The 18,993-nt window shown below is 68.9% G+C and carries 16 protein-coding genes; 5 read left to right on the top strand and 11 right to left on the bottom strand.

Features of this window, described 5'->3' with window-relative positions; genetic code table 11:
* Positions 1 to 94: 94 nt before the first annotated feature.
* From gyrB to dnaA, 4 genes are all read right to left on the bottom strand, one after another.
* A complete protein-coding gene (gyrB, locus tag FHW73_RS02455) occupies positions 95 to 2,530 on the bottom strand; it encodes a DNA topoisomerase (ATP-hydrolyzing) subunit B (RefSeq protein ID WP_183425112.1) in 2,436 nt (811 codons plus the stop codon).
* A gap of 894 nt (positions 2,531 to 3,424) precedes the next feature.
* Positions 3,425 to 4,525, bottom strand: coding sequence for a DNA replication/repair protein RecF (recF, locus tag FHW73_RS02450; protein WP_345776135.1), 1,101 nt, complete (start codon positions 4,523 to 4,525; stop codon positions 3,425 to 3,427).
* Positions 4,526 to 4,627: 102 nt separating this feature from the next.
* Positions 4,628 to 5,728: a DNA polymerase III subunit beta gene (dnaN, locus tag FHW73_RS02445; RefSeq protein WP_183425110.1), complete on the bottom strand. Its 1,101-nt coding sequence runs from the start codon at positions 5,726 to 5,728 to the stop codon at positions 4,628 to 4,630.
* 253 nt (positions 5,729 to 5,981) lie between these two features.
* Positions 5,982 to 7,328, bottom strand: a complete 1,347-nt coding sequence (gene dnaA, locus FHW73_RS02440; RefSeq protein ID WP_183425109.1) for a chromosomal replication initiator protein DnaA — start codon at positions 7,326 to 7,328, stop codon at positions 5,982 to 5,984.
* A 221-nt stretch (positions 7,329 to 7,549) separates the two neighbouring features.
* Between dnaA and rpmH the strand changes: the two genes are divergently transcribed.
* The 5 genes from rpmH to FHW73_RS02415 all read left to right on the top strand — a co-directional run bounded on the left by rpmH (position 7,550) and on the right by FHW73_RS02415 (position 12,502).
* Positions 7,550 to 7,690 carry a 50S ribosomal protein L34 gene (gene rpmH / locus FHW73_RS02435; protein ID WP_047138036.1) on the top strand — a complete coding sequence of 47 codons (141 nt, stop codon included), beginning with the start codon at positions 7,550 to 7,552 and terminating at the stop codon, positions 7,688 to 7,690.
* A gap of 106 nt (positions 7,691 to 7,796) precedes the next feature.
* Complete coding sequence (gene rnpA, locus FHW73_RS02430) at positions 7,797 to 8,183, top strand: ribonuclease P protein component (RefSeq protein ID WP_255492544.1); 387 nt, start codon at positions 7,797 to 7,799, stop codon at positions 8,181 to 8,183.
* A 13-nt stretch (positions 8,184 to 8,196) separates the two neighbouring features.
* The gene (gene yidC / locus FHW73_RS02425; protein ID WP_183425107.1) at positions 8,197 to 9,903 is read left to right on the top strand and encodes a membrane protein insertase YidC; all 1,707 of its coding nucleotides are present in this window, start codon (positions 8,197 to 8,199) and stop codon (positions 9,901 to 9,903) included.
* Between the two features lie 66 nt (positions 9,904 to 9,969).
* On the top strand, positions 9,970 to 11,301 hold the full coding sequence (gene mnmE / locus FHW73_RS02420; RefSeq protein WP_183425106.1) for a tRNA uridine-5-carboxymethylaminomethyl(34) synthesis GTPase MnmE: 1,332 nt from the start codon (positions 9,970 to 9,972) through the stop codon (positions 11,299 to 11,301).
* Between the two features lie 190 nt (positions 11,302 to 11,491).
* Entirely contained in the window at positions 11,492 to 12,502 is a 1,011-nt protein-coding gene (locus tag FHW73_RS02415; RefSeq protein ID WP_345776134.1) for an energy transducer TonB, read from the top strand.
* A gap of 80 nt (positions 12,503 to 12,582) precedes the next feature.
* Here FHW73_RS02415 and FHW73_RS02410 read toward each other — a convergent pair whose 3' ends face one another.
* From FHW73_RS02410 to FHW73_RS02380, 7 genes are all read right to left on the bottom strand, one after another.
* Entirely contained in the window at positions 12,583 to 13,764 is a 1,182-nt protein-coding gene (locus FHW73_RS02410) for an ABC transporter permease (RefSeq protein ID WP_183425104.1), read from the bottom strand.
* Positions 13,761 to 14,507 (bottom strand): ATP-binding cassette domain-containing protein, encoded by a 747-nt coding sequence (locus FHW73_RS02405; protein WP_183425103.1) that lies wholly within the window; start codon positions 14,505 to 14,507, stop codon positions 13,761 to 13,763. Before FHW73_RS02405 ends, FHW73_RS02410 begins: the two co-directional genes overlap by 4 nt.
* 46 nt (positions 14,508 to 14,553) lie before the next feature.
* Complete coding sequence (locus FHW73_RS02400; RefSeq protein ID WP_183425102.1) at positions 14,554 to 16,080, bottom strand: alpha/beta hydrolase; 1,527 nt, start codon at positions 16,078 to 16,080, stop codon at positions 14,554 to 14,556.
* The gene (locus tag FHW73_RS02395) at positions 16,077 to 16,277 is read right to left on the bottom strand and encodes a helix-turn-helix transcriptional regulator (RefSeq protein WP_055250723.1); all 201 of its coding nucleotides are present in this window, start codon (positions 16,275 to 16,277) and stop codon (positions 16,077 to 16,079) included. The genes FHW73_RS02400 and FHW73_RS02395 overlap by 4 nt, the downstream gene beginning before the upstream one ends.
* A gap of 9 nt (positions 16,278 to 16,286) precedes the next feature.
* Entirely contained in the window at positions 16,287 to 16,862 is a 576-nt protein-coding gene (locus FHW73_RS02390; RefSeq protein WP_183425101.1) for a hypothetical protein, read from the bottom strand.
* A 70-nt stretch (positions 16,863 to 16,932) separates the two neighbouring features.
* On the bottom strand, positions 16,933 to 18,021 hold the full coding sequence (locus FHW73_RS02385) for a hypothetical protein (RefSeq protein WP_221187392.1): 1,089 nt from the start codon (positions 18,019 to 18,021) through the stop codon (positions 16,933 to 16,935).
* Positions 18,022 to 18,145: 124 nt separating this feature from the next.
* Complete coding sequence (locus tag FHW73_RS02380) at positions 18,146 to 18,907, bottom strand: ferredoxin--NADP reductase (protein ID WP_183425099.1); 762 nt, start codon at positions 18,905 to 18,907, stop codon at positions 18,146 to 18,148.
* Between the last annotated feature and the right edge of the window lie 86 nt (positions 18,908 to 18,993).

The following is an 18,993-nucleotide window of genomic DNA, read 5'->3' as shown; positions in this document are numbered from 1 at the left end:
GATGGTCAGGGCATCCGTTGTAGTGCGGCCCGGATTAACGTTCCGTCAATCCGGGCGCACGGCCTGCACGGCGCAGGCCGCGTGGTCACGGCCCTCAGACGTCGAGGTTGGCGACCTTGAGCGCGTTGTCGTCGATGAAGGCGCGGCGCGGCTCGACGACATCGCCCATCAGCGTGCTGAAGATCTCATCGGCCGCCACGGCGTCCTCGATCCGCACCTGCAGCAGGCGTCGCGTTTCGGGATTGACGGTGGTGTCCCACAGCTGCTCGGGGTTCATTTCGCCCAGGCCCTTGAAGCGCTGGATCTGGCGGCCCTTCTTGGCTTCCTCGAGCAGCCACGCCTGGGCGCCGGCGAAGGTCTTCACCGGCTGGGCGCGATTGCCGCGGACGATCTGCGCACCCTCGCGGATCAGGCCGTGCAGCTGGCGCGCGACCTCGCCGACCGCGCGCAGGTCGCCACTTTCGAGCGCGGCCAGCGGCACCATCTGGATCAGGTCGACGCCCATGTGCTGGCGTTCGATCGTCAGCACAGCGCCGCGCGATTCGTTGGCCGGCTGCACCGAGAACCGATAACGCGGACGACCGAGCCCGGACTGGTTGAGGCGCCCTTCCAGCGCACGCAATGCATCCTGCGCGGCCTCGGCATCGCCGGACAGCGGCGCGGCGTCGAGCAGCAGTTCCAGCACGGCCGGATCGTAGCGGTGCGCGTTGCGCGCGATCGCGTCCTTGGCTGCGGCGAAATCGAGCAGCAACCGCTCCAGGGCGAGGCCTTCGATCGCCGGCTCGCCGGCGGCCGGAATCAACTGCGCCCCTTCGACCGCATTGCCGGCCAGATAGGCATCGAGCGCAGCGTCGTCCTTGAGGTAGAGCTCGTTCTTGCCCTGCTTGATCTTGTACAGCGGCGGCAGGCCGATGTAGACATGGCCGCGCTCGATCAGCTCGGGCATCTGCCGGTAGAAGAACGTCAGCAGCAGCGTGCGGATATGCGAGCCGTCGACGTCGGCGTCGGTCATGATGATGATGCGGTGGTAGCGCAGCTTGTCGGGGTTGTACTCGTCCTTGCCGATACCGGTGCCGAGCGCGGTGATCAACGTGCCGACTTCGGCCGACGCGAGCATGCGGTCGAACCGCGCGCGCTCGACGTTGAGGATCTTGCCGCGCAGCGGCAGCACCGCCTGGTTGCGGCGATTGCGCCCCTGCTTGGCCGAACCGCCGGCCGAATCGCCCTCGACGATGAACAGTTCCGACAGCGCCGGGTCCTTTTCCTGGCAGTCGGCAAGCTTGCCCGGCAGGCCGGCGATGTCCAGCGCGCCCTTGCGTCGGGTCAGGTCGCGGGCCTTGCGTGCGGCCTCGCGCGCGCGGGCGGCATCGACGATCTTGCCGGCGATCGCACGCGCCTCGTTCGGGTTCTCTTCGAGGAACTCCTGCAGCCGCTGGCCGAAGGCGCTTTCAACGACCGGGCGCACCTCCGACGAGACCAGCTTTTCCTTGGTCTGCGACGAGAAGCTCGGGTCGGGCACCTTCACCGACAGCACCGCGATCATGCCCTCGCGCATGTCGTCGCCCGACAGCGCGACCTTGGCCTGCTTGGCGATGCCGTTGTGCTCGATGTACTGCGTCAGCGTGCGCGTGAGCGCGGCGCGGAAGCCCTGCAGATGCGTGCCGCCGTCCTTCTGCGGGATGTTGTTGGTGAAGCAGAACATCGTTTCCTGGTACGCGTCGGTCCACTGCAGCGCGACGTCGACCGTGATACCGCTCTGCTCGCCCGTGACCGAGATCACATTCGGGTGCAGCGGCGTCTTGAGCTGGGCCAGGTGCTCGACGAATGAGCGGATGCCGCCTTCGTACTGGTAGGTATCGCGCCGCCCTTCCCCGCGCAGGTCGACAAGCGTGACCTTGACGCCGGAGTTGAGGAACGAGAGCTCGCGCAGGCGCCGGGCCAGGATGTCGTAATGGAACGTGACGTCGGTGAACGTCGCCACCGCCGGCCAGAAGCGCAGCGTGGTCCCGCGCTTTGTCGAAGGCTCGCGGCGCTCGAGCGGGGCCACCGGCTCGCCGGTCGCGTATTCCTGGTGGTGGTGGTAGCCGTCGCGCCAGATGTCGAGCGTGAGCTTCTCGCTCAGCGCGTTGACCACCGAAACGCCCACGCCATGCAGGCCGCCGGAGACTTTGTAGCTGTTGTCGTCGAACTTACCGCCGGCGTGCAGCTGGGTCATGATGACCTGCGCTGCCGACACGCCCTCTTCCTTGTGGATGTCGACCGGGATACCACGGCCGTTGTCCGACACCGAGACCGAGCCGTCCTCGTGGATCGTCACGACGACCTCGTCGGCGTGGCCGGCGAGCGCCTCGTCGATCGCATTGTCCACGACCTCGAACACCATGTGATGCAGGCCGGTGCCATCGTGCACGTCGCCGATGTACATGCCCGGCCGCTTGCGGACGGCCTCGAGGCCGCGCAGCACGGTGATCCGGCTGGAGTCGTAATCGGTATTGGCGGGGGCGCCGCCGGGGATGGTCTCGTCGCTCATTCGATTCGCTGTCTGGCAGGCGCGCGGTCCGTGACGCGCAAGCGCCGCGAGGCGCCATGCGGCGGTCGAACAGGCCGGCATAGAGGGCCATCATACCACCCCACCCCGGCACGCCCCGGGGGTGGTTCCACGTGGAACCTTTGCGTTCAACGGCGTCGAATTGCGTTGCTGGTGGCCGGCGTCTTGCCGGCAATCGCGGTGGGACGGATGGGACGGGAAGCAGCCGAGCGAGGGGCGCGGGCGCGCACGCTGGGTCGAATGCGAGTCCTAGTCCCCAAGCCTCAGATCGCCCGCCCCGGCGCAGAGTGCGCCTGCCCGCACATCAGATCCTCGGGGAGTGCTCAAACAAGCACTGCAGTGGCACCGCAGGGCGGGATCGACCGGGCTGCATGGCGGTCGATGCCGCCAGATGCCGTGCGCGGCCTGCGCTAAGGCCTACATCCGCTGCGCCACCGTCAAAGCTTCGCTACTCTGCGTTGCGTCGCGTCTACCGTCGCTGGCGGCCGACCACGAACAAGTCGGGCGCGGGCGGCGCCACTCGCTCGCGCGATCCGCGCTCGCCGTCCCTGCACGGGCCCGGACGCCGCATGCAGTGGCGTGGCCAAGGCGATCGCCCCGCCCCGCAGCTTCAGCAGGGCGGAATGCGGAAAACGAAGCCATCGGTGCTCCAAGTCGAGCACGGGTCGCAGCGGCGCTGTTCACCGCGGCCGAGTGTGTAGCACCCGACCGAGAAGAGGCTCGCCAGCATCCCGCTTTGACAGCCGTGCACACCGCGAAGCGAAGCGCTGGATAAGGTTCCACGTGAAACACAGCTCACGCTTGGCCTACAGAAGGTGGTTCCACGTGGAACACCATCTGTGCGACAGGCAACCGACGTAGCCGGGCAACTTCGACTCAGCTGACGCTTTCGACCTTGCCGTGTTCCACGTGGAACACACGCGCCTCGGCCACCAGCGCCGCCGGCCAGTGCGAAGGCTGCTCCGTGCCTGTCAGCAGGACCTGCGCATCCGCGGCCTGCAGGAACTCGAGCACCTGACGCTGGTGATCGCGATCGAGTTCCGAAGCGAGATCGTCGAGTGCCACGACCGGCCAGCGTCCAGCCGCCGCGTCTGCGCAATCCGCGGCTTGGGCCAGCAGGCAGCACAGGGCGGCCTGCTTGGCCTGGCCACGCGACAGCAAGCCCTGCTCGGGCCGCGCCTCGAATGCGATCCGCCAGTCCGCGCGGTGCGGGCCGACGGACGTGTGGCCAAGCGCACGATCGCGGTCGCGCGCGACCAGCAGCGCGTCTGCCAGCGACAGGTCGTTCCTGCGCCACCCGGGCAGAAACGAGAGCGTCGCCTCGCCCAGCGCCGGCGCCAGCACCGCCGCAATCCGCTGCAATGCCGCTTGGAGCCGGCCCAGATAGGCTTCGCGGCGCAGATCGAGCGGTTGGCCCGCCTCTGCAAGCTCGTGGTCCCAGGCGTCCAGCTGTGATCCCCCGACCCCGGCCTTCAGTAGCGCGTTGCGCTGGCGCAGGGCCCGCGCGTAGCGTCGCCACTGCCCCAGGAAGTCATGTTCCACGTGGAACAGCCCCCAATCGAGGTAGCGCCTGCGGATCTCGCTCCCCCCGGAGATCAGTGCATGGCTGCCGGGTTCGAAGGTCACGACCATCAGTGCCGCGCATAACTCGCCGAGTTGGCTCACGGATGCGCCATCCAGGCGTCCCGTCCACGCCTGTCCGCTATGCCGCAGACCCGCGCGCCGCCGATGTTCGGGGTGCACAGGATCCGGTTGCCACTCCGCAAAGACCTCCAACGCATCGGCACCGCGCTGGATCAGGCCGTCACGGACCCGGCCGCGGAAGCTGCGGCCGTAGGCCAGCAGATGCAGGCCCTCGAGCACACTGCTTTTGCCGGCCCCATTCGCGCCGAGCAGCAGGTTCAAGCGCGGCCCCGGCGCAAGAGAGACCGCGTCCAGGTTCCTTACGCGGCCAAGATCGAGACGGGTCAGCTGCACGCAATTCCTGTGAGGTCGGAAACGGAAAACGCCCGGCATGGCCGGGCGCTTGTTCCACGTGAAACATTGCGTCGGGCGGGCCCGCGCATGATAGACCGGGCGTCAGAGACGCAGCGGCATCACCACATGGCGGCTGCGCTCGTCCGCCGCCTCGCGCACCAGCGCCGAGGAATTGGCGTCACGCAACTTCAGAATCACCTGTTCGCCGCGCAGCGCCGTCAGCGCGTCAAGCAGGTAGTTGACGTTGAAGCCGACTGCGAGCTCGTCGACCTTGGTGTCAGCCTCGACCTCTTCGTGCGCCTCTTCCTGCTCGGGGTTGTGCGCATTGATCCGCAGCATCCCCGGCGAAACCTCGACACGCACACCGCGGTACTTCTCGTTGGACAGGATCGCCACGCGCTGCAGCGCGGCGCGCAGCAGTTCGCGATCCACCGCGACTTCGCGATCGGCGCCGATCGGAATCACCGCCTCGTAGTCGGGGAAGCGGCCATCGATGAGCTTGCTGGTGAAGGTCACATCGTCGCGCTTGACCCGCAGATGGTTGCGGCCGAGTTCCAGCTCCAGGATCTTGTCGCCCCCCTCGAGCAGGCGCTGCAACTCGGTCACGCCCTTGCGCGGCAGGATGATCTGGCGCTTGGTCTGCACCGCCGTTTCGAGTTCGGTCTCGCACAATGCCAAACGGTGGCCATCGGTTGCCACGCAACGCAGGCGGGTCTCGCCCAGGTCGAACAGCAGGCCGTTGAGGTAATAACGCACGTCCTGCTGCGCCATCGCGAACGCGGTCCGTTCGATCAGCTCCTTGAGCGCGGCTTCCGGCACGGCGATGCGCTCGGTCGCTTCGACCTCGTCCACCGACGGGAAGTCCCCTGCCGGCAGGCTCGCCAGCGTGAAACGGCTGCGGCCGGCCTGCACCGTGATCTTGTCGCCCGACTGCGAGATCGCGACCTTGCTGCCATCGGGCAGCGCACGAACGATGTCGAACAGCTTGCGCGCCGGAATCGTGGTCTCGCCGTTCTGCGCGTCGTCGACGGCACGGCGCGAGACCATTTCGACTTCGAGGTCGGTACCGGTCAACGACAGCTGGCCGTCCTGGACCTGGACCAGCAGGTTCGCCAGCACGGGCAGGGTCTGACGCCGCTCGACGACGTTGACGACCTGGGCCAGCGGCTTGAGCAGGGTTTCGCGTTGCAGACTGAAGCGCATGTCGGTGTTATCCCCTTGAGCCGTGCTTTCTTAAGATGGTTATAAATCTAAAAAAGGTGGAGCTGGAAGCAGCGAAAACCGGGTGATATCTCATTTAAGCTGCTGATTTCTAACAATATTTCCGACCTTCAAACCCGGTGGACAGCGCCTGTGGAGAAGTGGATCAAGCTGTGGACAAGTTTGCAGGTCCGAAATTGTCCACATGCTGTCCACTGCGCGTCCCGGTGTTGTGCGGTCCCCGGATTTGCGCAGCTTACTCGCTGAGCTTGCGGATCAGCTTGTCCCAATCCTCGCGTAATTTGCCGTCGCTTTCGATCAGGGTGCGGATCTGACGGCAGGCGTGCAGTACCGTCGTGTGGTCGCGCCCGGCAAAAGCCTCGCCGATCTCCGGCAGGCTGTGCTCGGTCAGCTCCTTGGACAGTGCCATCGCCACCTGCCGGGGCCGCGCCAGCGAGCGCGTACGGCGCTTGGACAGCAGGTCCTTGATCTGCAGGCCGTAGTAGTCGGCGACGACCTTCTGGATGTTGGCAATGCTGATCGCCTGCTGTTGGGCGCGCAGCAGATCGCGCAGCGTCTCGGTCGCGAACTCGACGGTGATCGCCCGGCCCATGAAGTTCGCGCGCGCAGCCAGCGTATTGAGTGCGCCCTCGAGGTCGCGCACGTTCGAATGCATCTTCTTGGCCAGCAGGAACGCCACGTCGTCGGGCACCTGGGTGCCGCGCTCGGCGGCCTTGGCCAGCACGATTGCCGCGCGGGTCTCGAAGTCCGGCGGGTCGATCGCCACCGACAGGCCCCAGGCCAGCCGCGACTTGAGCCGCGGCTCCAGGCCGTCGACCTCACGTGGGTAGCGGTCGCAGGTCATGATGATCTGCTGCTTGCTGTCGAACAGCGTGTTGAAGGTATGGAAGAACTCTTCCTGGGTCCGGTCCTTGCCGGCGAAGAACTGGATGTCGTCGATCAGCAGCGCGTCGATCTGGCGGAACTGACGCTTGAACTGGTCCGACGTCTTTTCCTGGATCGAGCGGAAGAACGCGCTGTAGAACTCCTCCGAACGCAGATACAGCACGCGCGCGCGCGGGTTCTGCCGGCGCATCTCGTTGCCGGCGGCGAACATCAGGTGGGTCTTGCCCAGGCCGGTGCCGCCGTAGAGCAGCAGCGGGTTGTGTGCGCGGTCGCCGGGCTTGAGTGCGGCCTGCCAGGCCGCGGCACGGCCCATCTGGTTGCTGCGGCCTTCGACGAAGTTGTCGAAGGTGTAATGGCTGTCCATGTTGCCGGCGAACGCCTCGATCGGCGCGGCGGGCGTGCTGGCCCGGGCCTCGCCGAACGGCGTGGGGGCGGCTTGCGGCGGCGGCGGTGCGGCGGCGCGCGGCAGCGACCCGACCTGCAGGCTCACCTCGTCATGGCCGGCGAAATGGGCCAGCAATTCGCGGATGCGGGGCATGTAGCGCGCCTGCACCTCGTCGCGGACGAACGCATTCGGGGCGTAGAGCACCGTGGCCTGCGCATCGGCCCGGGCCTGCAGCGGCTTGAGCCAGGTGTGGACTTCCTCGGCCGGATACTCGGCTTCGAGGCGTTGGAGGCAGCGGGGCCAGACATCCATAGGGCGCGCAATCGACCAAAAAGTACGGTGCGGCCGTCGCGCAGCCGCGCGACTTCCGGCACCGGGAAAGAGGGCTGGCAGACTACCATGTCGCTGTCGGCACTCGCCCTGCGACGCCATGGCACGCCCGCCGCGTGGCGGAAGGCCGACTTGACCGGCCCGGCACGGCGCCGCTAGAATTTCCGGTTCCTTTTCGTCGCGTTGCCCCAGAAGGCGTCACCATGGCTACCAAGCGCACCTACCAACCCAGCAACCTCAAGCGCAAGCGCGACCACGGCTTCCGTGCCCGCATGGCGACTGCCGACGGCCGCAAGATCCTGGCCCGTCGCCGCGCCAAGGGCCGCAAGGTCCTCTCGGCCTAATCGCCGCCAGGATGCTTCCTGTCGGAACGGTGCGCCGCGACCCGCCGCGCGCCGTTCCGTCCGCCGCGCCATCCCGATGAACGCAGGTGCCCGCTACCCGCGGCACATGCGCGTTCGCGCGCGTGCCGATTTCGATCGCATCTTCGCCAGCGCGACCCGCACCGCGTCGCCGTTGCTGGCCGTGCACCTGTTGCCCGAGCCCGGCCCGGCCCGCCTGGGGCTGGCGGTCTCGCGCAAGGTCGACAAGCGTGCGGTCGGCCGCAACCGCATCAAGCGCGTGTTGCGCGACCAGTTCCGCCTGCTGCAGGCCGAGCTCAAGCCCGGTAGCTATGTCGTCGTCGCCCGCCCGCCCGCGGCCGGCGCCGACAACGCGGCGCTGCGCACTGCCTTCATCTCCGCACTGCGGCGTGCCCGCGCGTTGCCGCTGGCCGCCCCGGTCGGCACAATGCCCGCCTCCCCGATTCCATCCACGCCGGCCACGTCCGGCGCATGAGCCTGCCCGCCTGATGAACCAGATCCGTACTTTCCTGATCCTCGCCTGGCTGATGGTCGCCGTGCTGCTCTGGATGGAGTGGGGCAAGGAGAAGGCGGCTGCCGCGCAGCCGGCCCAGACCAGTGCCGCCACCGCCTCGCCGACCGTGCCGACGCCGCAGGCGCCGGGTGCGGCCGTGCCCGAAGCGCCGGCTGCGACCGCGGCGCCCACCGTGCCCGGTGCGACCTCCGCGCCGGCGACCAGTGCCGCCGCCGCTGCGCGCCGCGTGGTGGTGCAGACCGATGTACTGCGCGTCGTGCTCGATGGCGGCAACGTCGTCGAGGCCGACCTGCTGGCCTATCCGCAGACCCGCGACGCCGACAGCCCGCCGGTGCGCATGCTCGATACCGATCCGCTGCATTACTACGCCGCGCAGGCCGGTTGGGTCAGTGGCAACAATGCCGCGCCCAGCCACGAGGGCGCATTCGTGCCCGAGGGCCAGGCCACGTCCTACACGCTGGCCGACGGTGAAGGCACCCTGGTGGTGCCGTTCGTGTGGACCGGTGCCGACGGCGTCACCATCCGCCGCAACTTCGTGTTCTCGCGTGCCGACTACGCGATCGAAGTGCGCGACGAGATCGTCAACGCCGGCAGCGCGCCGTGGCAGGGCTTCGCCTATCGCCAGCTGATCCGCACCGCACCTGCGGTCAAGCGCGGCATGACCAATCCCGAGTCCTACAGCCTGGTCGGTGCGACCTGGTTCGGCAGTGAGATCGGCTACAGCCGCCGCCAGCTCGGCGACTTCGAAAGCGACGGCCCGCTCAACGCGAAGGACACCCAGGTGTGGATCGCGATGGCGCAGCACCACTTCTTCAGCGCCTGGATTCCGCGCGCCGACGATGCGAGCACGATCTCGATGCAGGTCGATCGCAGCACGGGCGCACCGCGCTACCTGATTCGCGAACTTGGCCCGCCGATTTCGGTCGCCGCCGGTCAGCAGGCCGCCACCAGCGCCCGGCTGTGGATCGGACCCAAGCAGGTCGACCTGATCAAGGCGCAGGGCGTGCGTGGTCTCGACCGCGTCGTCGACTACAGCCGCTTCACCCTGTTCGCGATGCTCGGCGAAGGCCTGTTCTGGGTGCTGGCCAAGCTGCACGGCCTGATCGGCAACTGGGGTTGGTCGATCATCGGCCTGGTGCTGCTGGTGAAGCTGGCGCTCTATCCGCTGTCGGTCGCCCAGTACAAGTCGATGGCGAAGATGCGCAAGTTCCAGCCGCGCATCGCCCAGCTCAAGGAACGCTACGGGGACGACAAGCAGAAGTTCCAGATGGCGATGATGGAGCTGTACAAGAAGGAGAAGATCAACCCGATCGGCGGCTGCCTGCCGGTGCTGCTGCAGATGCCGGTGTTCTTCGCGCTGTACTGGGTGCTGCTCGAATCGGTGGAACTGCGCCACACGCCGTGGATGCTGTGGATCCAGGACCTGACCGCGCGCGACCCCTACTTCATCCTGCCGGTGCTCAACATCGCGATCATGTGGGCGACGCAGAAGCTCACGCCGATGGTCGGCGTCGACCCGATGCAGCAGAAGATCATGCAGCTGATGCCGCTGATCTTCGGCGTGATCATGATCTTCTTCCCCTCGGGCCTGGTGCTGTACTGGGTCACCAACGGCGGCCTGGGCCTGCTGCAGCAGTGGTGGATGATCAAGCGCTACAGCGAGGCGCCGGCCAAGGCCTGACGGCCGCGCCGACGCGATCTCCACGAGCCCGCCGCATGGCGGGCTCGTGCGTTGAGGAGCAACGACATGACCCCAGCCACCGACACCATCGCTGCGATCGCCACTGCACCCGGCGCTGGCGGCGTCGGCATCGTGCGACTCTCGGGCCCGCGTGCGTCCGAGATCGCGCAGGCGCTGTGCGGTCGGGTGTTGCGGCCGCGTCATGCCCATCATGTGCGGTTCGAGAATGATGATGGCGAGACTCTCGACGACGGCATCGCGATCGCGTTTGCCGGCCCGGCCAGCTATACCGGCGAAGACGTCGTGGAGCTGCAGGGCCATGGCAGCCCGGTCGTGCTGCAGCAGGTGCTGGCCCGGTGCCGCGCGCTCGGCGCGCGGCTCGCGCGGCCCGGTGAGTTCAGCGAACGCGCATTCCTCAATGGCCGCCTCGACCTGACCCAGGCCGAAGCCGTCGCCGACCTGATCGCCGCTGGCGACGTGCGCGCCGCACGTGCCGCGCGTCGCGCGCTCGACGGCGCGTTCTCGACCCGCTGCGATGCACTGGCCGCCGAGCTGCTGCACCTGCGTGTGCACGTCGAGGCGATGATCGATTTTTCCGACGAGCCGATCGATGCGCTCGGCGGCGATGTCGTGGCTGAGCGGCTCGATGCGCTGGCCACCTCGCTGGCTGTGCTGCTTGCCGAAGCCGAGCAGGGACGCCGGCTGCGCGATGGCCTGCATGCGGTGATCGTCGGCCCGCCGAATGCGGGCAAGAGTTCGCTGCTCAATGCGCTGGCCGGCAGCGAGCGCGCGATCGTCACCGAGATCGCCGGCACCACGCGCGACCTGCTGCACGAAACGGTGCGCATCGCCGGTGCCGAACTGACTCTGGTCGACACCGCTGGCTTGCGCGAAGCCGGAGACGCGATCGAGCGCGAGGGCATCCGCCGCGCCCGTGCCGAACTGCGTCGCGCGGACTTGGCGATCGTCGTGCTCGATGCGCGCGATCCGGACGCGGGCCTGAGCGCGGTGGCCGGTGACATCCAGGATGTGCCGGCGCGCTTGGTCGTGCACAACAAGGTCGACCTGCTCGAGGGCGCGGCCACGGACGATGACGTGGTCCGTGTTTCCGCGCGCACAGGGGCGGGCCTGGACCTGCTGCGTGCCGCACTGGCAACGCAGGTCGCCGGGCCCGCGGCCGGCGAAGGCGCGTTCACTGCCCGGCAGCGCCACGTCGATGCCCTGCGCATTGCCGCCGATGCGGTGGCCGACGCGCGCGCAACGCTGCAGGCGCAGACCCTGGAACTGACGGCGGAGGCCTTGCGCATGGCCCACGACGCGGTCGGTGAGATCACCGGCCGCGTCCTGCCCGACGATCTGCTGGGGCATATCTTCTCGAGCTTCTGCATCGGCAAGTAGGCCGTTCCAGTGCCGGACACTCGCGCCGATAACGCACATGTTCGGTGAACACGCTGCCAACGCGCCTACAATCGGAGCCCGCACGCCGACCTGCGCGGTTGACAAATCGCCTGCGCTGCCGCGTGCTACGCACTTTGAAGAACAGGCACCCTGGGGAACGATGATGGTCTCGAATCGATCGACGCCCGCAGTGTCGTCGCGGACCGGGCTGGCCGCGGCGTTGTGCGTGGCGCTGGGACTGGCCGCCTGCGGGGGCCGGGACGAGGCACCCGAGCCCGACGCGGCACCGGCCGAGACCGCGGACGTGAGCCGCCAAGCGGCCGACGATGCGCTGGCCGCACTCTCGGCGGACGATCTGCGCAAGGCGGCCGGCCAGGCGTATCAGGACAGCCGGCTGTACTTTCCGCCCGGCGAGAACGCGATGGAGTACTACCTCGCGCTGCGCGACAAGACGCGCGGTGATGCCGCGGCGACCAGCGCGCTGATCGACCTGCTGCCGCTGACCGTGATTGCCACCGAGCAGAACCGCGACCGCGGCGATTTCGCCGAGGCGCGCCGACTGCTGGGACTGATCGAACGTACCGACGCCACCCACCCGGCGCTCGGCCGGTTGCGCACCAGCATCGCGACCGCCGAAGAAGCGGCCGTGCATCAGCAGCGCGGCGCCGCGCAGGAGGCCGAGCGCCAACAGCAGATCGCGCGCGAGCGCGCACAGCAGCAGCGCGAGCAGCAGGTCTCGGCGGCGCAGCAGCTGCCGGGGCCGCCACCGGCCGAGACCACCGGCGCGCGCAGCGCACCGGCGTCTGCGCCGACGCCAACGCCGGCGCCTGCGCAGCCGGCCCCGCGCCCAGCGCAGGACACGCCGCGCCCCGCACCCGCACGCCCGGCGCCCACCCCGGCCACCGAAGCGCCGCCGCCCGAAGCGGCGCCGGCCCCGGCGCCGGTCCAGCTGCATCCATTGAGCACCCCGGCGCCGCGTTATCCCCCGGATGCGTTGCGGGCCGGCATCAGCGGTGAGGTGCAGGTCGAGTTCACCGTCGCGGTCGATGGCTCGGTGAGCAGCGCGCGCATCGTGCGCGCCGATCCGCCCCGCACCTTCGATCGCGAGGCGTTGTCCGCAGTGCGACGCTGGCGCTTCGAGCCGGTACCGGCACCGGTCACCACGCGCCGCACGATCGGCTTCTCACCGACTGCCAACTGACGCAAGCGCCCACCGACGCGTGGTCGGTGGGCACGCTGGGGCGCGTGTAACGCACGCGCCCCCATGCCGTCTGCGCGATCTCAGCCCGAGATCGCGAGCCGCTCCTGGCGGTAGCGCCACACCGCCAGGCCCCAGAACACCGCCACCAACGCGAAGCTGGCGAGCAGATACACCGCCCAGACCTGCGGCGCGATCGGCTCGGCGCGGATGATCTTGAGCAGCAGCTGGTTCTGCGACAGGAACGGCACCGCGAACTGCCACAACTCGGTCTTGATCGGATTGATGATCAGCACGAACGTCGGAATCATCGGCAGCAGCATCAGCCAGACGATGTGGCTCTGCGCTTCCTTCATGCTCTTGGCCGCGGCCGCGAGGAAGGTCAGCAGCGACGTGCCGATGAACAACATCGGCAGCAGCACCAGCAGCATCTTGCCGATCGCCGCCAGCCGGACGTCGAGCATGCGGGTCATGCCGGTGCCGATCTGGGCGCTGAGCTTGAATGCCAGCAACGTCAGCAGCAACGACAACAGGCCGATCACGCAGGCGGCGAGCATCTTGCCGCTGACGATCGCACCGCGTGCGGCCGGCGTGGCCAGCAGCGGCTCGATCGACTGCCGCTCGCGTTCGCCGGCGGTCGCATCGATGATCAGGTACGAGCCGCCGATGAAGCTCGACAGGATCAGCAGATATGGCAACAGCGCCGCGAGCAGCATGCCGCGCTTGGCCTCTTCGCTCGCCATGTCGCGCGTACCGACCGCGATCGGCTGCACCACCGACGGGTCGATACCGCGTGCGAGCAGACGCAACGCGCCCACCTGCTGCCCGTAGCTGGCGATCGCTGCGCGCACCCGCGTGGCCGGTGTCTGCGCGTTGCGCTGGGTGCTGTCGCTGATGACCTCGACTGTCGCCGGGCGCCCGGCCTGCCAGTCCTCGGCGAACGAAGCCGGGATCTCGATCGCGACGTCGACGTCCTGCCGGGCGATGGCCGCATCGAGGTCGTCGGGCGCATCGACCGCGACGATGCCCAGCGTCGCCAGGTGCGCGACCAGGTTCGGCGCATGCGCCGCGCCCAGCACCGGGACTTCGAGAACGCGGTCCTGTTCGGTCTTGGCGCGCTTTTCCATCATCACGTTCATGCCGGTCATCAGCACCGGATACAGCAGCGGGCCGAGCAGCAGCGCCATGAACAGCGTGCGCCGGTCGCGCCCGATATCGAGCAGCTCCTTGCGCATCACGCACCACATCCATCGCAGTGCGCTCATGCCAGCAGCCCCTCTTCCGAACCGATCGCATGCACGAAGGCGTCTTCGAGATTCTGCGTGCCGTAGCGCGCGCGCAGTTCGTCGGCGGTGCCGGCGGCCACCACGCGCCCCTTGGCGATGATGACGATGCGGTCGCACAGCGCGGCGACCTCTTGCATGATGTGGCTGGAGAAGATCACGCAGCGGCCCTCGTCGCGCAGCTTGAACAGGAATTCGCGCATCGCGCGGGTGGTCATCACATCCAGGCCATTGGTCGGCTCGTCGAGGATGACGTTGCGGGGGTCGTGCACCAGGGCGCGCGCGATCGCGGTCTTGGTGCGCTGGCCCTGGCTGAAGCCATCGGTCTGGCGGTCGAGGATCTCGCCCATGTCCAGCTGGTCGCTCAGCGCCTGGGTGCGTGTGGCGATCTGGGCCTGGCTCATGCCGTGCAGCTGGCCGAAGTAGTGGATGTTCTCGCGTGCGGTCAGCCGCTTGTAGACGCCGCGTGCGTCGGGCAGCACGCCCAGCACGCGACGCACGGCGGCCGGGTCGCGGCTCGCGTCGATGCCGTCCACCAGCACCTGGCCGCGGTCGGGCTTCATCAGCGTGTAGAGCATGCGCAGCGTCGTGGTCTTGCCGGCGCCGTTGGGACCGAGCAGGCCGGTGATGCGGCCATCCTCGGCGACGAAGTCCACGCCGTCGACCGCCTGGACCAGGCCGGCCTTGGTCTTGAACGCCTTGTGCAATTGCTGGGCGGTGATCATCGATGGAGCTCCGAAAGGAAGAGGGGCATCGCGAAGCGCGGCACGGTCATGGCGACCACCCGTTGAAGCTGGTGAACGGCGGCACCGGGCGCATCGCGTCCAAGCACTTGGCGTCGAGCGCCTTGGCATCGGTGGATTCGATGAACTGCGCGAGCAGCTTGGGCGCGCAGCCGAGCGCGAACGTGCCGTGCCCTTGGCCCTTGAACACCAGATGGCGTCCGTTCGGCAGGCCGGCCAGCACGCGCTCGGCGTAGGCGGGCGGCGTCACCGGATCGAGTTCGCCCGACATCAGCAGGGCCGGCACATCGGACTGCAGGGCCGCGGTGTGGTTGGCCGGCGGCGCGCCGGTCGGCCAGGTGCGGCACGCGCCGAAGAACATGCGCGCGACACCGGGTCCCAGGATCGTATCGGCGACGCGACCGTCCTCGCGGTAACGGCCTGCGTCCTCGGCGCAGATCACCGACCACTGCATGCCGCGCGTCATCTGACCGTCGACGTTGCTGTACATCAGTTGCGACAGCGACATCAGCGGGCCGTAGCGGCCCTGCGCCGCTTCGTCGAGGATCAACGGCAGCAGCGACGCGGTCTGTGGCGCGTACGAGAACAGGAACGCGAGGCCGGTCACCGTGTCCGGCGTGACCACGCCGTCGCGCTGCGCGCCGGTGGTCGGGTCGCGATAGGTCACCGGTGCGGGCGTTGCGTGCAGCGTCGACAGCACACCGCGCAGCTGGGCCTGCAGATCGGTGGGAAAGCGTGCGCGGCATCCGGCGTCCTGGGCGCATTGCTTGGATTGCAGCGCCAGCGCGTCCTCGAAGGTGTGCGCGAACTCGCCGCCGACGACCAGGTCGTTCGGGGCCACGCCGTCGAGCACGATGCTGCGTGTGTGCTGCGGATACGCCATCGCGTACTGCTGGGCGACGCGGGTGCCGTAGGACCCGCCGACCAGGTTGATCTGATCGGCACCGAGGGCGGCGCGCACCGTGTCGAGGTCGCGAATCGCATTGGCAGTCGTGTAGAAACGTGGATCGGCGCGGCCGTCGAGGCCGGCCAGGCATCGCCCGACATAGGCGTCGAGCGCGGCGTCGTCGGGCGCGGTCAGCGCATCGAGTTCCAGCGCCTGGCCATCGGCATCGGTGCAGGTCAGCGGGTTCGAACCGCCGGTCCCGCGCTGGTCGACCAGCACGATGTCGCGCTGGCGGCGTACCTCACGCAAGCCGGCATTGATCTGCGCGGCGAGTTCGGTCGCGGCCTGGCCCGGACCGCCGGCGAGGAAGAACACCGGATCGGCGGTGCCGCCGTCCTTCGCATCGGCCGGCAGCCAGGCGATGTTGAGTGCGATGCGCCGGGCGTCGGGCGCGTCGGGATTCTCGGGCACCTCGTAGGTGGCGCACTGCGCCTCGACCCGGGTGGCCGCATTGCCCCCGTCAAGCGTGCAGGCGTGGAAGGGGATCTGCCCGAACATCCGCGTCGGCCGGGCGGCCTCGCCGGTTGCTGGTACCGGCGCGCCCCCGCTGCAGCCGGCGAGCGCGATGCCCGCGGCCAGCGTCAGCACGGAAAACCTCGATGTCCTCATGGAACGTCCTCGAACAGAAAAATGGATTCGATGGGCTCGGCGAACTCGCGTGCGATCCGGAACGCCAGCGGCAGGCTGGGGTCGTACTTTTCCGTCTCGATCGCGTTGATCGTCTGTCTCGACACTTCCAGACGTTCGCCCAGCTGTGCTTGTGACCAACCCCGTGCCTCGCGCAGCGCCCGCACCCGACTCTTCATGCCGACCCCTTACCGGTACCGCCGCGCGACGACCGATTTTGCGATGCCGTAGAGGCCGCACACCAGGGGGAACACCCACAGCATCGCGGCGCTTGCCGGCACGTCGATGACCTGCGCCGCCTGCAGGAAGCCGCCGGTCATGTAGCCGAAGGACACCAGCGCGGCGGCGATGCAGATCGCTTCGAGCTCGATACGCTGCTGCAGCTCGTCCACGCCGCGGATGAAGCGCAGCATCGCGCGCATCAGCAGCGCGATCGGCGCGACCGGCAGCAGTGCGATCAGTGCCCGCAGCGCCGTCGCCTCCACCGTGCGCAGCAGCAGCAACGACGCGAACAGCAGCGCCATGTAGCTGACCATGCCGACCGTCATGTCGCGGCTGTAGCGGCGCCGCAGGGCGGGCGGCGCATCCATGCAGCCGGACGCACCGCGGCGCATCGAGACCGCGCCGATCAGCACCGCCGACAGCAGGACCAGCGCCGGTGCCCAGGCGGGGACTGTGGGCAGCAGCAGACGCAGCGCGATCGCAGCGGCCATCAACATCGCGGCGACGGCCAGCAGCGGTTGGGTGTGCAAGGAACGGGTCATGGCGGTCTGTTCTGTCAAGTGTGCTTGACAGTGAGCATGCGGCTGCACCGAACCCGGTGTCAAGCGTGCTTTACATCGATGGCGCAAGCGACTGGGCGAGTCTCTCGAGCCGTTCGTCGAAGACCGTCCGGCTGGCCGCGTCCGGAATCCGGTCGGCCAGCGCGCGCGCATGGGCCAGGTGCGTCGCCAGCGCGGTCGCATCGCCATCGAGCTGCGCGAGCTCGGCATCCAGCCACGCCCGGTAGGGCGAAAGATCCAGCAGCCCGCCTTCGCAGCGCGGACGCCAGGCCGCCAGCAAGGCCCGGTCGCCGACCAGCAACGCCGCATGGCTGGCCAGCGTAACGGCGATCGGGCCTTGCGACACCGTGGGCGCGGCCGCGAACGCCGCTGTCAGCGCGACGGCGTCGGGCCAGGCGGTCGCGGCATCGCGTCGGTCGATCGCGCGCGACAGGCGCAGCATCCGTCCGCTCAGCGCCAGGCCGTCGCTGGCGATCGTGGCCGGCAGTCCAGGGATGGACGCCTCGGGCCAGTCGCGCGGCCGCACCCCGGCCAGGCTCAACGCCATCAGCTGGTTGATCTGCAGGTGCAGCGCGGCATCGGGCGTGCGGCGCAGCAGGTCCAGCAACACGCGGCCATCCAGACGCCAGCCGGAGAACTGCAGCGGCAGCAGATTGCCCAGGCCCATCAGCGCGGCGGCGATCGCGCTGCCCAGACCAGCGGCCGCGAGCTGCACCGGCATCGGCAGCCACATCGCACAGGCGAACAGCGCCGCCGCGGTGACAAGATTGGCCATTGGCCCGCCGAGCAGGAAGATGGCCTGGTCGAGGCGCAACAGCCCGCGCTCACCGCTGGGCAGCAGTGCGGCAAACCCACCGATGCCGCGGATCCCGCCGCCCCGGCGCCAGTGCCAGCGCGCGCCGCGTCGCTCGAATCGGAACGGGCCCACGCCGAACGCGATCGCGTGCATGCCGCGCGCCAGACCGGCCACTGCGTGCCCGGCCTCGTGCAGCACGATGTGCGGCCACACCGACAGCACAACGCCGAGCAGCAGCGCAGTCATCGACCCAGGCGGCAGGGCGTCCAGCAGCGGGACGCCGATCATCGCCGCGCCGAGGCCGACCACGACACCGCCGACCATCCCGCCCAACGTCGGCAGCATGCGGCGCCACCCGGCACGCTTGGGGACCGGTGCATCGGGCGGAGGCGGCATCAGCGCCGCGACGTCCGGGTCGCCCGCTGGCAGCGGCAATCGGGCGTCCGGTGCTGACACGGCGGCCCCCGGCCTACTTGCTGCTGACGTACTTCTCGCGCCGGATCCGCGGCACCGGCAGGCCGAAGCCCTTCAGTGCCTCGAACGCCGCATCGACCATGTCCGGGTTGCCGCACAGGTAGGCGATATCGTCGGCGTTGGGCGCGAACTCGCCGACGAACTGCTGCACATAGCCGTGGCGCACGTCGGCATGCGCATGCGGGCTCCCGGGCGCCGGCAGCTCGCGCGAGAAGCACGGCACGAAGCGGAACTGCGCGTGCGCCTGTGCGAAGGCGCGGAAATCGTCGCCGTAGAGCAACTCGGCCGGCGTGCGCGCACCCAGCAACAGCACGACCTCCACGCCGCGCTCGGCGATCGCCCGTTCCAGCAGCGGCAGCATCGACCGGTACGGCGTCACGCCGGTGCCGGTCCCGATCAGCAGGTAGCGGCGGTTGCTGTCCTGCGGCAGCAGACAGAACCGGCCGAACGGGCCACTGGCCTGGACATGGTCGCCGAGCGCCAGGCCCTCGAACAGCGCCGCCGCCGCGCCCCCGGGCACATAGCTGACCGCGATCTCCACCGCCTCGCCCGGTCCCATCGCATGGTCGTGGATCGTCGCCAGCGAATAGGAGCGCTTGGTCGGCGTGCCGTCGGCGTAGGCGAAGTGCACCTGAATGAACTGGCCGGGCACGAAATCCAGCGGCTGGCCATCGTCGCGCACGAACGACAGATGGGCGACGGTGGGCGCGATCATGCGCCGGCCGGTGAGCTTGAGCGGGAAATGCTGGATGGCCACGGGTCAACCGGATCGTAAGCGGAACGGGCGCGCGTCCGCGCAACGGTGTATCGCGGGGCCGGGTGCGACCGGGCGCCTATACTAGC

This window comes from Luteimonas sp. RC10, assembly GCF_014192745.1.
GTDB lineage: Bacteria > Pseudomonadota > Gammaproteobacteria > Xanthomonadales > Xanthomonadaceae > Luteimonas.
Note: the sequence above shows the minus strand (reverse complement) of the source record. Positions and strands in the feature narration are given on the sequence as shown.